Annotated in this window: 15 protein-coding genes; 5 read left to right on the top strand and 10 right to left on the bottom strand. The window is 49.7% G+C overall.

The genetic code is table 11. The features are described 5' to 3' along the window. The first annotated feature begins 139 nt into the window (after positions 1 to 139). Positions 140 to 331, top strand: a complete 192-nt coding sequence (locus BMZ56_RS12845; RefSeq protein WP_090627308.1) for an SGNH/GDSL hydrolase family protein — start codon at positions 140 to 142, stop codon at positions 329 to 331. 9 nt (positions 332 to 340) lie between these two features. On the opposite strand, the gene BMZ56_RS12850 is transcribed toward BMZ56_RS12845, so the two are convergent. From BMZ56_RS12850 to BMZ56_RS12860, 3 genes are all read right to left on the bottom strand, one after another. Continuing rightward, positions 341 to 1,303, bottom strand: coding sequence for an SGNH/GDSL hydrolase family protein (locus tag BMZ56_RS12850; RefSeq protein ID WP_245893234.1), 963 nt, complete (start codon positions 1,301 to 1,303; stop codon positions 341 to 343). 123 nt (positions 1,304 to 1,426) lie between these two features. After that, complete coding sequence (locus tag BMZ56_RS12855) at positions 1,427 to 2,119, bottom strand: LemA family protein (RefSeq protein ID WP_090627311.1); 693 nt, start codon at positions 2,117 to 2,119, stop codon at positions 1,427 to 1,429. Positions 2,120 to 2,134: 15 nt separating this feature from the next. Then, entirely contained in the window at positions 2,135 to 2,740 is a 606-nt protein-coding gene (locus BMZ56_RS12860) for a hypothetical protein (protein WP_090627314.1), read from the bottom strand. A 285-nt stretch (positions 2,741 to 3,025) separates the two neighbouring features. On the opposite strand from BMZ56_RS12860, the gene BMZ56_RS12865 reads away from it, so the two are divergent. Both BMZ56_RS12865 and BMZ56_RS12870 read left to right on the top strand, forming a co-directional pair. Then, complete coding sequence (locus BMZ56_RS12865; protein WP_090627316.1) at positions 3,026 to 4,810, top strand: tetratricopeptide repeat-containing sensor histidine kinase; 1,785 nt, start codon at positions 3,026 to 3,028, stop codon at positions 4,808 to 4,810. Positions 4,811 to 4,821: 11 nt separating this feature from the next. Next, positions 4,822 to 5,574: a LytR/AlgR family response regulator transcription factor gene (locus BMZ56_RS12870; protein WP_090627319.1), complete on the top strand. Its 753-nt coding sequence runs from the start codon at positions 4,822 to 4,824 to the stop codon at positions 5,572 to 5,574. Positions 5,575 to 5,578: 4 nt separating this feature from the next. Here BMZ56_RS12870 and BMZ56_RS12875 read toward each other — a convergent pair whose 3' ends face one another. From BMZ56_RS12875 to BMZ56_RS12900, 6 genes are read right to left on the bottom strand one after another with little or no spacing between them, the layout of a single operon-like run. After that, complete coding sequence (locus tag BMZ56_RS12875; RefSeq protein ID WP_090627885.1) at positions 5,579 to 6,457, bottom strand: glycerophosphodiester phosphodiesterase family protein; 879 nt, start codon at positions 6,455 to 6,457, stop codon at positions 5,579 to 5,581. Between the two features lie 10 nt (positions 6,458 to 6,467). Beyond that, positions 6,468 to 7,064, bottom strand: coding sequence for a histidine phosphatase family protein (locus tag BMZ56_RS12880; protein ID WP_090627321.1), 597 nt, complete (start codon positions 7,062 to 7,064; stop codon positions 6,468 to 6,470). Between the two features lie 2 nt (positions 7,065 to 7,066). Next, entirely contained in the window at positions 7,067 to 8,542 is a 1,476-nt protein-coding gene (locus tag BMZ56_RS12885) for an FGGY-family carbohydrate kinase (RefSeq protein ID WP_245893232.1), read from the bottom strand. Beyond that, on the bottom strand, positions 8,503 to 9,948 hold the full coding sequence (locus BMZ56_RS12890) for an FGGY-family carbohydrate kinase (RefSeq protein WP_090627324.1): 1,446 nt from the start codon (positions 9,946 to 9,948) through the stop codon (positions 8,503 to 8,505). Before BMZ56_RS12890 ends, BMZ56_RS12885 begins: the two co-directional genes overlap by 40 nt. 2 nt (positions 9,949 to 9,950) lie before the next feature. Continuing rightward, on the bottom strand, positions 9,951 to 10,955 hold the full coding sequence (locus tag BMZ56_RS12895) for a 2-hydroxyacid dehydrogenase (protein WP_090627327.1): 1,005 nt from the start codon (positions 10,953 to 10,955) through the stop codon (positions 9,951 to 9,953). Between the two features lie 42 nt (positions 10,956 to 10,997). Then, positions 10,998 to 12,263 carry an MFS transporter gene (locus tag BMZ56_RS12900; RefSeq protein WP_090627330.1) on the bottom strand — a complete coding sequence of 422 codons (1,266 nt, stop codon included), beginning with the start codon at positions 12,261 to 12,263 and terminating at the stop codon, positions 10,998 to 11,000. Positions 12,264 to 12,375: 112 nt separating this feature from the next. Between BMZ56_RS12900 and BMZ56_RS25995 the strand changes: the two genes are divergently transcribed. Both BMZ56_RS25995 and BMZ56_RS12905 read left to right on the top strand, forming a co-directional pair. Beyond that, complete coding sequence (locus BMZ56_RS25995; protein WP_256213832.1) at positions 12,376 to 12,504, top strand: hypothetical protein; 129 nt, start codon at positions 12,376 to 12,378, stop codon at positions 12,502 to 12,504. Between the two features lie 270 nt (positions 12,505 to 12,774). Next, complete coding sequence (locus BMZ56_RS12905) at positions 12,775 to 13,539, top strand: DeoR/GlpR family DNA-binding transcription regulator (RefSeq protein WP_090627333.1); 765 nt, start codon at positions 12,775 to 12,777, stop codon at positions 13,537 to 13,539. Here the strand turns inward: BMZ56_RS12905 and BMZ56_RS12910 are convergent. After that, entirely contained in the window at positions 13,536 to 13,886 is a 351-nt protein-coding gene (locus BMZ56_RS12910; RefSeq protein ID WP_090627335.1) for a hypothetical protein, read from the bottom strand. The genes BMZ56_RS12905 and BMZ56_RS12910 overlap by 4 nt on opposite strands. Positions 13,887 to 13,954: the final 68 nt, after the last annotated feature.

Consider the following 13,954-nt stretch of genomic DNA (forward strand, 5'->3'; position numbering starts at 1 on the left):
TGATGAAACCCGCTTTCGTGTTCGATGGCAGGAAGCTGCTCGCTGACAACCGGCTGGCCGACCTGGGATTCACCTATTACGCGATCGGGGAATAGAACGATCTGATTCATACCGCCCCAATCTTACTGCTTATTATGAGATGTATCGGTCGGTCGCCAAAGAACTGAAAACAGGACTCATCGACCATTATAGCAACTGGCAGGCGCTGTTGAGCCAAGGGGAAGCTGTGTTTCTAACATATGTCCCTGATGGTTTACATCCCAATACAAAGGGGAACCGGGAAATCCTTGCAGCGCATATCCTCGCTTCCTGGGGAATTAAAGCACCCTAGAAATGAGTGCTATTTATGTAGGTTACGTATTTCCCGCTCGATTTTCCGGTATTGCTTTTTCGCTTCTTTTATCGCAAGCCCTTTCTTCATCCCAGGCCTTTCGTGGCCGGTATAGGTAAGCCATGCATCTTTCATGATCGCCTGTCGCTTACTCACCAACCCATACAACTCACCCATCGAGGGCGTACTGCTGAGGTAAGCTTCCCGTGAAGGGGATTGATTAACAGTGGGATTGAAATAAGATATTAAGGTTTTCGCCATCAGCCAATGGCCCTCCTCGCCCGGATGTACCCCATCGTTCGCCAACCGAAACGCCGGATCTGCCTCACGTCGCTCCTTCAGATAGGTACGCATCGGAAAATGGAGATCGATTACCTCCCAGCCCTGAGTTTCACGTTGTTCCAGCAACCAACGGGCATACTGATCCAGCACCAGGTTATATCCTCCGAGTCCTTTTTCCGAATCGTCGTGTACGGGAGGGGTCAGAAAAATAACACGCTTCACTCCTACTGCTTTCAACTCGCTTCGCAGGCGTTCCATGCCAGTCTTATACGCTGCAAAACGTGCTTCATCAAAAGGCAGGTAGATACCGTCGTTCATCCCGTAACAGGCAAAGACCACATCTGGTTTGGTCTTTTTTAACACGCTATTCAACCGACTAAAGAGGCAGGGCCGTGGAAACGCGCCATCGGCATGATTGGGCTCGCTCAGTCCAGACACCGTTTCACTCGGCAATCCCGCGTTAATGACTTCTGCCTTCGACGTAGGGTACTGCGTGATGTAAAAACTTTCGAAAAATGTTATATAATCGCCTGCGTACGTGATGCTGTTACCCAGAAAAAGAATCCGCTTCGCGTTCGATAGTGGATAAGCATCTACGTCGGACTGTGCCATGGCCGGAGCGGCCAACAATAACAACCAAAGAAAGCCACTGATCTTATTCATTTTACCCATGCCTGCTAAGATTGGCATTTCATGGGAAAATTACAAATAGGGCAATGTTTACAGCAGGCACCGACTTACTGTGCTTCACAAGGAGCTTCGGCTATGCATAGGTAACCTCGGAGGATGAGTGAAGCGAGTCTTCCGAAACCTCTACCCATCGCCTGCACTATTTTTAGGCGGAGCGGAATCTTTTTGCGACTCCTTTACTTTATCCACCAGCTCTTTGCCCGCCTTGCCCGCTTGTGTTGCCAAACCGGCGATCTTGTTGCCCGCCCCGGTAAATAACTGCTGCAACCGCTCGCCATCATCGGTTTTAAAATCTTGGAGTGAAGTGATCTCATTCATTCCCGACACGTCAAACTGTAAATATGGCGCTTCAGGAAATCCCATGGCCCGCGCCATGAAAACCGTGGGAATCCGCAGTCTTTTGGTATTGTATTCCTTTACCGCGTGGTTATATTTTTCGCGGCTTTCCTGAATGTTCTGCTCGCAGTGCTGGATGCTGTCCACCAACCGGTGGTACTGCTCGTTGGCTTTCAGGTTGGGGAATTTTTCGGCAATTCCTTGTACAGTAGCCAAGACGGTACCCGACTGCTGATACGAACTGGCCAAATCGGTAGCCGACGTATCTTGGGAAACCTTGAGCTGAACCAATTGTTCACCCTCCTGGTAATTTTTCACCACGTCGATCAACTGATTGATCAAAGCCAGTTTTTTACTGATGGCAACCTGCGCATTGGAAGCCTTTTCGCGCACATCCTGTGCCAATTTCTGCAGCGCATTATAGGAACCAGCTGCTAATAGGAGAATAAGTACCAGAAGCGTAATCAATACAAACATCATGAAAATAATAGTATGTTAACGATTTTCATTGGAAACCAGGATGGGCACGTAAAATTCACCATCGGTGATAATCACTTCTTTCAAATCCGGATAGGTGGTATAGGCACGCATCGAAAACGTGCCTTTGACCGTCTTATCGCTGATTTGGCTGAACTGTGCCGTGGCATCATCTTTCACCTCAAAGGGAAGTGATGGCAATTGATAAAGCTGTGCATAATATTTTTCGCCTGATGCGTTGTAATGTGAACCAAAAACCCTCGAAATACTTTGATGGTATTCGGGCCATTCCAGTCGCTCGGAGAGTCGGTAAATCGTACCCGTTTCAAGCGGCACGGCATCCGTCACGGCAACGAACACCGCATCCCGATTCTGATCGTCTTCGTGCATGCGTCCTTGTATGAGGCATTGCCTGGCGTCCGTATCCGGCAACGTAAGAAATATCGCATAGACCAATTTTTCGTCTGTATATTCATGCCCCACCCCATTGGCTTTATATCGGATGTAATACGCTCCAGGTACTTCCTCTTCCTCGCCGGGTCCGTCGTCCGATTTGCTACACGCGCCGATCAAAAGTCCCAAGCAAACCAGGATTGCGGTAAAACGTAATGGATAGCTGCTCATTGTTTATTCCCTTTCTTCTTATCAAATTGAAGATTATTCCGCCAAAAAAGCAACCATAAACGAGCAACTGCGCACAGCGAATGAGTAATTGCCACCCTTGGGAGAATAGGTGTTACTTCTCAATGGCGGCGGAGAGATTCAGGGATTTCGCTATCAGCAAAGCAACTTTGGATACGCCCCGCAACTGGAAGACTCGCTCCGCTCATCCCCCTAGATTGCTCATGCGTATCCAAAGTTGCTTATTCAAGTAATTTTATCTAAGTTTGATTTAGAATTCATTGACGAATGAAGCAACTGGCAACCTATATCTGTATCGCGATGGCCTGTTTGCCTGCGTCCGGGCAAACGCTGGTTGATTCCCTGAAAAATAAACTGGCCAATCATAGCTCGGAGGATACCGTCCGCGTAAGTTTACTGCTCAATATGGCCGATGCGCTCGTGTGGAATAATCCGCAGGAAGCATTAACATATGTAAATCAGGCCACCCAATTAACCGACAAACTCGGTTGGCAAAAAGGTAAAGCCTATGCCTTACGTCAAGAAGGTCTTATCTATTACGAGCAATCAGACCCTATCCGTGCGATGGACCGGTTTCATGCGGCCCTGAAGGCTGCACAACCGCTGCGAGACCAAGCTTTCGAAGCTTCCATTTACAACAACATTGCGAATATCTACAGCGATCTGAAACAATACGACAAGGCGCTGAACCATTACAACCACTTATTAGCCATTTCCAAAGAACTCCAGGATACGTCCAAAATCGTCATTGCCACCGTAAATATAGCCAGCGTATACATCGAACGGCAACAGCTGTCGATAGGCATCGACAACTTGACCACAGCCCTCTCGCTGGCTCGGGCCACCGGCAATCAGCGGTTTGAAATGGCTATCCAGAATAACCTGGGCCGTGCACTGGCTAAGCAGGATAACGATGAATTGGCGCTTGAACACTTCAACGCCTGCCTGGACCTCGCCGAGCAGTTGGGCAGTGACGGGATCAAGGCCAATGTGCTCAATAGCATCGGTGAAATCCTATTTAACCGGCACCAATACACCGAGGCTGAACACCGGAGCAAAGCGGCCCTCACATTGGCGGAAAAAGTGGGTGCCCTTGAATGGCAGGCCAACGCCTGGCGGACACTGAGCAGCATTCACGAACGACAGCACAAGCCCAACGAAGCATTGCACGCGTACAAGCAGTTCATCACATTGCGTGACAGCGCTATCAATGACGAGAAAAAAGCAGAGATTGCCCGCAATGAAATGCAGTTTGCGCTGGAAAAACAAGAAGCGGTAGCAGCTTCTGAGATGGGCCGTCAACGTACCATCACCTATGCCATCATCGGCATAGCCCTGGTAACCCTGGGCGCACTTATAGTGGGGTGGCGCTTTTACAAGCATAGACGCGACGGCGACGAGCGTAAGAAAATTGCCGAATTTGAAGCGCTGGTGGCCGACACGGAAATGAAAGCCCTACGGGCGCAAATGAATCCTCATTTCATCTTTAACGCATTGAATGCAATTGGTAACAGTATCGCCGATCAAGATTTTACCACCGCCGGAGATTACCTCAGCCGCTTTGCCAAACTCATTCGGCAGATCCTCGAAAATTCAGAGCGCAAGGAAATCCCTTTGGCCGCAGATTTAGCCGTATTGGAAGGATACATCCAGCTCGAAGCGATGCGCTTACGCGGAAAATTCACGTATGCGATAAACATCGCCGGAGACATTGATCCCGAAAATACCTTGGTGCCCCCGCTCATTTTGCAACCTTTGATCGAAAATAGCATATGGCATGGGATTCTTCCTAAAAAAGACACCGGACATATAGACATACGGGTGCAAAAAGATAGTGATTCGCTTTGCTATATCGTAGAAGACAATGGCGTAGGAAGGGCTCCTGTAAACGGGCAGACCAATACGTCTAAACGGTCCCTTGGAATTGCGTTAACTAAAGCACGGGTTGACATTGCGGGCGCGCATCAAAATAAAACGGCTGCCATTTTGTTTAACGACTTACCGAATGGACTGGCCGTAACGGTGAAACTACCGCTGTCCTTGCAATTTTAATTCGAATTTCTATGATTGATGCCATCATTGTAGACGACGAACCGCACTGCATCCAACACCTGCAGCGGCTCCTGCAGCGCCATACCCAGGGCAAAATACGGTTACTGGGCTCGTTTGAGGACGTCGCTCATGGGGTCGACGCGATCAAAGCGCTGAACCCCCAATTGCTGTTTCTAGATATCCAATTGGGTGAACGGACAGGGTTTGACCTGCTGCGCCAGCTAGATACCCGTCGAATATCCGTCATTTTTACTACCGCATACGATCAATATGCAGTGCAGGCATTCAAATTCAGCGCAATTGACTATTTACTCAAACCCATCGATGGCGATGATCTTGTAGAAAGCGTACAGCGCGCTGCAGACACCCTAACTAAAAAGGAAGCTGCTACCCGATACGAGCTTTTATTGCAACACCTCGATCATCCTGCGGGTGTACCGGCCAAAATTGCGCTTCCATCCATGGAAGGATGGGACTTTACGCCGATCGCCGAAATTATCCGATGCCAGGCACAGGGCAACTATACGTTGTTTGTCCTGCAAGGAGGAAAACAGCTTTTGGTGTCCCGAACGTTAAAAGGCTACGAACAGCTGCTGGAGAGCCAGGGGTTCTTTCGTGTCCACCACGCACACTTAGTCAATCTAGCTCACGTTAACAAATACCACAAAAGTGGGTTTTTAACCCTAAACGACGGCTCGACCATAGAAGTATCCACCAGAAGGCGGGAAGCTTTTCTGACCCGGATAACTGCGCGCAGCAGATGAAGTCTTATAGTGCCTCAGCTACCTCGATCGGCAAATCAGACTCCAGAATCGTCGCGCCATCGGCAAAGACAGCCCGGTATGCTTCGGCACGAGCCTCTTTTGTTTCGAGCTTGTCGTAGGTGGGTGCTGCGGAAATCATACACATCACTCCTTCGGCATGCAACAACCGGTACAATTCCTGGTTCTCCGGTTTAATCTTTGGACCGATATAAGCGATCATGCGGTTAAAAGGAATCCCGGCGGCTTTGTATTCCTGAAATTTTTCAGTGGTGAGAATGTGGGCTGAGAGCATCTGATTGCTGTTCTGATCGAGGTAGTAACGTGCTTCCTCCGGCGAATGGACAGTAACCATCACAAACGAGTAGGCATCGTGCTTGCGGATAATTTCGGCGGTTTGCTCCAGCGGAAGGTCCTTATGGTCGAGATTCAGGACCGTTTTGCCCCTTGCCCATTCAATCGCGTCATCCAACGTAGGAATACGGTATCCGGTCGTGTTGCCATCGCGGTCTTTCAAATGCAATTGTTTCACTTCTGCCCAGGTATAATCGGCCAGTTTACCCGTGCCGGTTGTTGTCCGATCCAGCGTGGCATCGTGCATGAGTACCACCACACCATCTTTGGTAAGACGTGGATCGATTTCAAAAAAAGCCGGTGCATGCCGCAATAATGCTTCCATGCCTTCGATGGAATTTTCCGTCAAACCCTGTTCCACCGTTCCCCGGTGGCCGCTGATAACCGTTTTCCCTTTCGTATACTTAAAAAACCGGTGCAGCTGCTTGGGCGACTTGAAATCCAACCGATGGAGGAGGGGTTGTTCCTGTGCATAAGTTTGGGATCCTACCGTCAAAATCAATAAAAGCCCTACTAAAAAACGTGTGTTCATAACCTTATCTTTATGCATTTAATTTCAAGAGCGAGAATCCCTCCGCATCGCCAAACCGGACGACCGTTATCGCCGAATTCTCCTGAGCGATTCGCCGGTAGTGCTTCAGCGGCATGCCCAGCTTCCATGCCAGGTACAACCGGTTGACCCCATTGTGGGCTACCACCAGCACATGTTGTCCATCGTGCTTTCGCATCATTTCCGCGAAGAAATCATCCACGCGGCGCACCACATCCAATGCCGTATCGCCGGAGCCACCGGCCTGTGTATGATCCGGCGACTCACTCCACAATGTCCATAGATCAGGGTCTTCCGATACAAATTCGTCGCGGGTCTTGCCCTCCCAGGCACCGAAATCGAGTTCGATCAACCGAGGGTCTCTGATAACGGGCAGTTGATTTCCGCTGGCAATTTCCGCCGTGATATACGCACGTTTCAAAGGCGATGCATATACGGCATCTATCGGATGTCCACGCAGTGCTTCTGCTACCCGTTGTGCCTGCGAAATCCCTTTTCCCGTCAATTCGGCGTCTATCCTCCCGCAGTAGCGGTTTCCATCGGCGTTGTAGGTCGTTTCTCCATGCCGGAGCAAATAGACAGTCAGCATACTCAAATATATTTCCGTTTTTTCAATTCATCAATAAACCGACGGTAATTTAGCTCGTAAGCGGTTACCAACGCGGGTTGGGGTTCTATTTTCCGTTCAACAGCGGTCATCCGCGCAGCGGCTTCGGCTAGGGAGGCATAGTATGTTTTCGATGCCGCCGCAATGGCGGCACCTACTGCCCCGCTGGCTTCCTTGCATTTGTAAATAGGCAGATTCAGCACATTGCTTCGGATGGTCAACCACACATCACTGTTACTACCGCCTCCAGCCGTGTACACAGCCGCGGGACGCTCCCCCGAGAGCTGTGCAATCAATTCGTAAGCAAGCCGCTCGATGTAGGCGACACCTTCCATGCTGGCTGCAAACCGCTCGGCTGGTGCCAGCCCTTCGGGGACAAATCCTTTGGCATCCGCTGCGATGAAGGGAAAACGCTCTCCCATCTGTTTCAGCGGCCAAGCCAGTTGCCCGGTGGGAATCAGTGAAGCGGCTTCCTCATCCAATCCCCGCAGATCCACACCGAAGTCTGTGGACACCCAATCGGCACCGGTGTTACTTGCTCCGCCCGGCATCCAGTAGCCATTGGGATGTCGGTGACTGTATAACCGACCCGCCGGATCGTTGATCGCAGTAGTGGTAACACCCTTGATGACCAGCGTCGTGCCAATCGTCGTATTCCAATCGCCGGGCTTCACCGCACCGGAAGCGACCTGTGAAGCACAACCGTCTGTCATCCCAACGATTACCTGCGCCCGGTGAAGCCCCCATCTGGCTGCCAGTTCATCGGTAAGATAGCCGATGGGGGTTCCCGACGGAACCACTTGCTGAAGCCAGTCCCGCTGGAGGGGTAAGTGGGTGGTGAGATATGCCGGCCAACGGTAGTCAGATACGTTGTAACCCGACTTTAGCGCGTTGGTGTAATCAGTCACGTCATAAACGCCACTCAACTGCCCCACCAGGTAATCCGCAGCATGCACCCACTTTCGGATAGCCGCTGCTTTGTCGGGATAGGTTCTAACGAACCACACCATTTTAGCCAATCCGCTCGACGCACCGAATCCCGTGTATCCATCGCTCACAAACCGCTCCGCGACCGCCACACATTCACGGCTAATTGCTGCCGAACGTGGGTCGCTATACATCAGCGCAGCATGCAGGGGCTTATTTCGCTTATCCAGCGGGATGACCGTTCCCGAGGTCGAGTCAACCCCGATGGCCAGGATATGGTTGCGGTCGATGTCCGGTGTGAGCGATTGCATCAATTCATCCAGCACTTCAAAAGTTTTTAACCTCCATTCTTCAGGCGATTGCTCCTGCCGCGATTCAGCCGTCAACACCAAAGCCCGGGCAGCTTCCGCCAGCACCATTCCCGACTCGCTCACCAGTGCTGCACGTACGCCCTGCGTCCCTACATCAATGCCGATAAAGCTGTTTTCCATCCCTACCTGATCTCCCTGAACGTATTTCGTGCGCGTTTCCATTCGGCGTACAGTTCCAAAAATAACGCCCGGTTCTGCGGTTCTACCTCTTCCAGCAATTGCGGATCGGCAGGTTTCAAACCCAATGCGCCGGCACAGATAAACGCCCCACCTAGCACCGACGATTGACGATACGTATCGCGAATCCTGACTTTTTTATTGGTCAGGTTGGCGATGAACTGCCTGAGTTTACGGCTTTGCACCCCTCCTCCACACGCCCAGATATAATCTTTCTCATGAGGCGACACACCGCACAGCACGTTGTAATTTTCAAAAATACTGCATGCAATGTCCCACAAAATAGCAAACACAAATCCGCCCCGGGTGAGCTGGTGCGATACCGGTGCGTTGAAGATAAACCCGCCCTTGGTCAGCGGCGTGTCCTCGTCAGCCACCAACGAACCAAGCGAAGCCACACACTGCGAATAGGACGCCTCATCCAGCTCCTTTTCAATAACTTCATAGGGTTCGTTTGGGTAAAAAATCTCTTTGAGCCGCTGGTAATTAAGTCCGGTTACACCTGCATTAGCTTCTAACATGAAGCTACTTTCGTCGACATAGCGACCTGTCCAAGTACGCTGCTGGTCATCGATCACGTACGCGTCCACCACCTGGATGATGGGCGTGGTTGTACCTGAAACCACCACGACATCATCGGTATCGGGTTGCAGGCTATGGATAGCCAATTGGGTATCCGCGCCTCCCACCACCACCACGGCCTGTGGAGCGATTGCCAGCCTCTTCGCAACGTACGACAGTATGTTTCCCAAAACGGTTCCTGCCGATTTCAGCGGCGGTAAAAGCGAGGGCGGAAGGTTAAACACATCGCAAAGTTCTTCCGACCAGGCTTTGGCGTTGACATCGTAAAGCAGTGTTTCGGATGCCTGGGAATGTTCGTAACCCATTACACCAGAAAACTGGAATTGTACCCAATCGCTGATACTCGTAAACGAAACAACGCGATTCCATAACTGACTCTTCCGCTCGCGCAAACCGACCAACTTCAACGCCGAAAAAAGCGCGGTGGGATACCGGCCAGTCAGCGTATACATACGGTCTTTGTCGGCAATCATCGATTCCCATTCTCTTCCCCGGTTATCGTGGTTGGACATGCCGATCAATGGCTGTCCTGCCGCATCGACTGCAACAATGCCCTCGCGTTGGCTGGTGGCGGTTATCGCCAAAATCTCTACAGCACCGGTTTTCGCAAGTACCGTTTTCACCAATTGATTGATTTGCTTCCACAATGCCTGCGGATCGAAATAGATGGAATCCGGATAGTCGTCCTCTTTCACATACTGCACGTTCTCACGTGCCAGGCCCAAAAGCTCGCCACCCGTAGAAACGACTGCTGCGCGCACATTTCCTGTACCGATATCTACTACTAAAAATGCTTTTTTATGCTCCATGCTTATTTACTAACCGTTGATGACACCTCCCTGTTCACGAGCTGCCGGACCTGGTGGTTTTCTTTCCGAAAATATTCGTCCAGCACGCGGTTCATAATCGCTACGTGGTGGTCTTCCACTTCATGGGTGGCACCAGCGATGTGGGGTGTAGCCAACACATTCGGATGCCGGATCAGCCGGTAGTCCGTTTCATCCGGCGGTTCCTGATCAAAAACATCCAATACCGCTCCGCGGATACGGTTCTTTTCGATAGCTTCCAGCAAGCTGTTGCGGTCTACCACCACGGCGCGCGCCGTGTTGACAAATATCGCGTCCGGTTTCATCAATGACAATAATTCCCCTCCGATCATGCCCTTGGTTTCGGAAGTAACCGGAAGATGGATGCCGACCACATCGCTGGTCCGGAACAGATCTTCCAACGACTGCTTTTTAAATGCTGGATCGTCTGACGTAAAAAACGGGTCGAAATATGTAATCTCGCAGGGAAATGCCTTCAATATATTTGCGATGGTCTGACCCACGGCACCAAATCCGACCATTCCTACCTGCTTTCCAGCCAACTCATTGCCTTTGAACTGGAGGTATGACGTATGTGCTCCTACCCCCCACTGGCCTTCTTCCAACCATTGGATGCCGTTGAGCGTATGCCGCATCAAGGTAATGACATTGGCGATAAACAGTTCGGCCACGGCCTGAGCGTTACGTGCTGGCGTATTGAATACGGGAATGTTCCGTTGGGTGGCTACCTGCACGGCCACATTGGACGGCGTACCTCGGCAAACGCCAATAAATTTCAAGGCTGGGTGTGCATTAATCACTTCTGCGGTCACCTCATCGTGTTCCGTAATGAGTGCCTCGGCTTTCGTTTCGTCCAGTAAACCAATAAGCTCGTCCGGCTTATATCCTCGCCCATGGGCTTTCCAAGGCCGATAAACAACCTCTCCAAATAGTTGTGTCAATTCTTCTCTGCCTTTCTCATGGTAAGGCGCCGTAATCAGTATCCTCATAAACTATTAGTGTTTGGTATATCGCATGTAACTATGCTATCGTTAATCTGCCACAGATGTTCCTCCCAGCACGGAATCTGATGCTGGCATCGTAATAAACCGGGTAAGCAACGCGCTCAAGAAATACAATCCGGAAAGCACCCAAATCACTCCCTCGTCACCAATGATGCCAATCAACCCACCGACGATAGCCGGCCCAACGAAGACCGGTAGGCCGGCTCCCAAGTTGAGGATGGCCATGGCCGCTCCCTTGTCCTTTTTGACCAATGAAGGTACGAGTGCCGAGAGGGGTACATATCCCGCTAGCAAGCCACCCCAGAGTACACCGCTGAACAGCACTGCCCAAAAATCGCCGCCGAACCACACCGGCGAATAAAAGAACAACAGGGTGGTAAGACCACATCCGACACCACCGAACCACATAATGGTAGTACGCCACCCCAAGCGGTCGCCCACGAATCCGAAAATCAGGTTGAAAGCGATGTTGCTGGTAAAAATAGTGCCCCAGATCTGCAGCCACTCCTTGGTGCTGAATCCGTGCGTCGCCATGTAAATGGGCAGGAATACCGGGAAGGCAAACTGTGCCGTGGTGTTGATAACCCGTACCAAACCACCCAAGAACACTTTCGGCTCTTCCCGCACGATCGTCAGTCCTTTAAGCAGTTCTTTTGTTTTTGAACCTGCATCGCCTGAAGGGATAAACCGGTCTTTATTCAACACTAACGCAAAGAAGGCACCTACCAATACCCAGAATATGGAACTCCAAAGTGTGTTTTGGTACCCCATAAAGTCAATAGCCCAGCTTGAATAATAGGCCCCGAATACATTCAGTCCACCGGTAAACACAAACCAAAACCAGCCCACTGCCCGGCCCAACCTGTCTTTGGGCGTCCGGTAGGTAATCCACACCAGAAATGAATAGGCAAAAAGCGGATATCCAAATCCGCGGATGGCGTAGGTAACCAGCATGACCGGATAATCCAATTTGGCCATTCCCAGTCCAACAAATCCGATGGTACCGATTATATAGAGCAACAATCCCATTCCCATGGCCTTCCGCGGCCCGTAACCCTCAGCCAGTACACCCGAAAACCAGGAAGAAATGGCGATGGTGATACCATACACCGTAAATAACAATGCCGATTGTTGGATGGACATGCCATGCTCCAATAGGTACGGGCTCAGCCATCCCTGCTCCACCCCATCGCCCATCATGAAGATGATGATACCGAGATACCCCCATGCCAGCGGTTTTGGCAGACCAAGTCTGTCGATCCACGTGGTGTTTTCTTGCGTTTGTAAATTCATCGGTTAACTATAATTGGTTATTGTCGTTTAAAATTTTGCCGAATATATTAAATTAAATATAATTAAATAAATTAAAACAAAATTTAACTTACAAAAGACACCTATCCCACAGATGAACAAGTACCAAAACGAAGGTAATCGCTCGGATAGGTTCTGCAATGCCATACAGAACAGCACGTTCCTGTTAGTCGATCAGCAGTTCCATCGCGGCCACTTCGACCGCTTTAGGCTCCACGGTTGAAGTGGTGGTCACCGGTAATCAGCCGCTGAAGCGACATCACCCTAACGATTAAGCATCCCGTACGACAAATTTAACAAAATAAAATATTTAAAAACAAAATAAAATAAAACAACACTAAAAACAACGCATTCACTCCCTGACAGTTTCGACAAAATGCACCATTTAGCCCGCGGTAAAAATAGCAACCGTTTCATTTATAAAGAAAAATAAACTATTATTGCAAGAAAGAACCGTTTCGAGTTGTTAAAATAAATTTAACATTTTTTAAACATGAAGAATATTACCAAACGACATCAATTTATTTTGGAGCGGCTCAAGAAAAAGGGGCAAATCACGATACCGGAACTGATAGACCTTACGCAGGTATCGGGTGTTACGATCCGGAAAGATTTGAAGTTTTTGGAAGACAAAGGACTTATCTTCATTACCCGGGGGGGTGCATCGCTAACCAACCCGTATACGATTGATCGCCCTATTTACGAGAAAGCGACCATCAACTCCGACCAGAAGAAGAAGATTGCGCAAGCGGCCGTCAAATTAATCGGTGAAAATGATGCAATTATCATCGGCTCCGGTACGACCGTATTTGAATTTGCGCATTACCTACATCCTGCCAAGCCCCTTACGGTCATTACCCCTGCGATCAAGGTAACCATGGAGCTTTGCAACCGTCCCAATGTGGAAGTGCTCCAATTGGGTGGGCTTATCCGGCCGAATTCATCGTCGGTAGCGGGCGCTTATGCCGAATACATGCTTGATCTCGTATCGTGTGGGGTGCTCTTTATCGGGGTGGATGGCATAGATTTCGATTTCGGCCTTTCCATCAGCAATCTTACAGAAGCCAACATTAACCAAAAAATGATCAATGCATCGCAGATTGTGGTGGTGTTGGCCGATAGTTCAAAATTCGGCAAGCGTGGCATTGGAAAAATTTGTGAGTTGGAGCAGGTACAATATATCGTGACTGATCAAGGAATATCCGACAATATTGTTAAAGAACTTCAGGAACGGGGCATCAAAGTTATTGTGACCTAGTCCTTTCTTTTCACAAGTAAAATCTCGTCGTCTTCCAACAGCAAATAACCATATTCGTAGCAAAATCGATATTGAAGCCCTTTCCCTGTTTCATACATCTCGGTGATGTACTCGAAATTAAACCCCTCACGCATGAGTGTTTTCCACGTTACCTTTGCTTTACCATCGGGATTTAGGATTTCCAGAATTCGCCGATTGCGCTTCAAAATACTGTTTACTCTCCGCAGATAGTTATTTTCTTCGCTGTTCCGTCTATTGTTGTAATTGCCGCGGCAACCGTCGTCGCAGAATTTCTTATCGGCACGTCCTGCAAGTGGCCTGCCGCAGTCCAGGCATTTCTTTTCCATAGGCAATGGTTTCGTTTGATAGCTGTTTAAAAGAGATGCTTTAAAGATAGGAATTTTCTCACATTTTG

Source organism: Parapedobacter indicus (assembly GCF_900113765.1).
Classification (GTDB): domain Bacteria; phylum Bacteroidota; class Bacteroidia; order Sphingobacteriales; family Sphingobacteriaceae; genus Parapedobacter; species Parapedobacter indicus.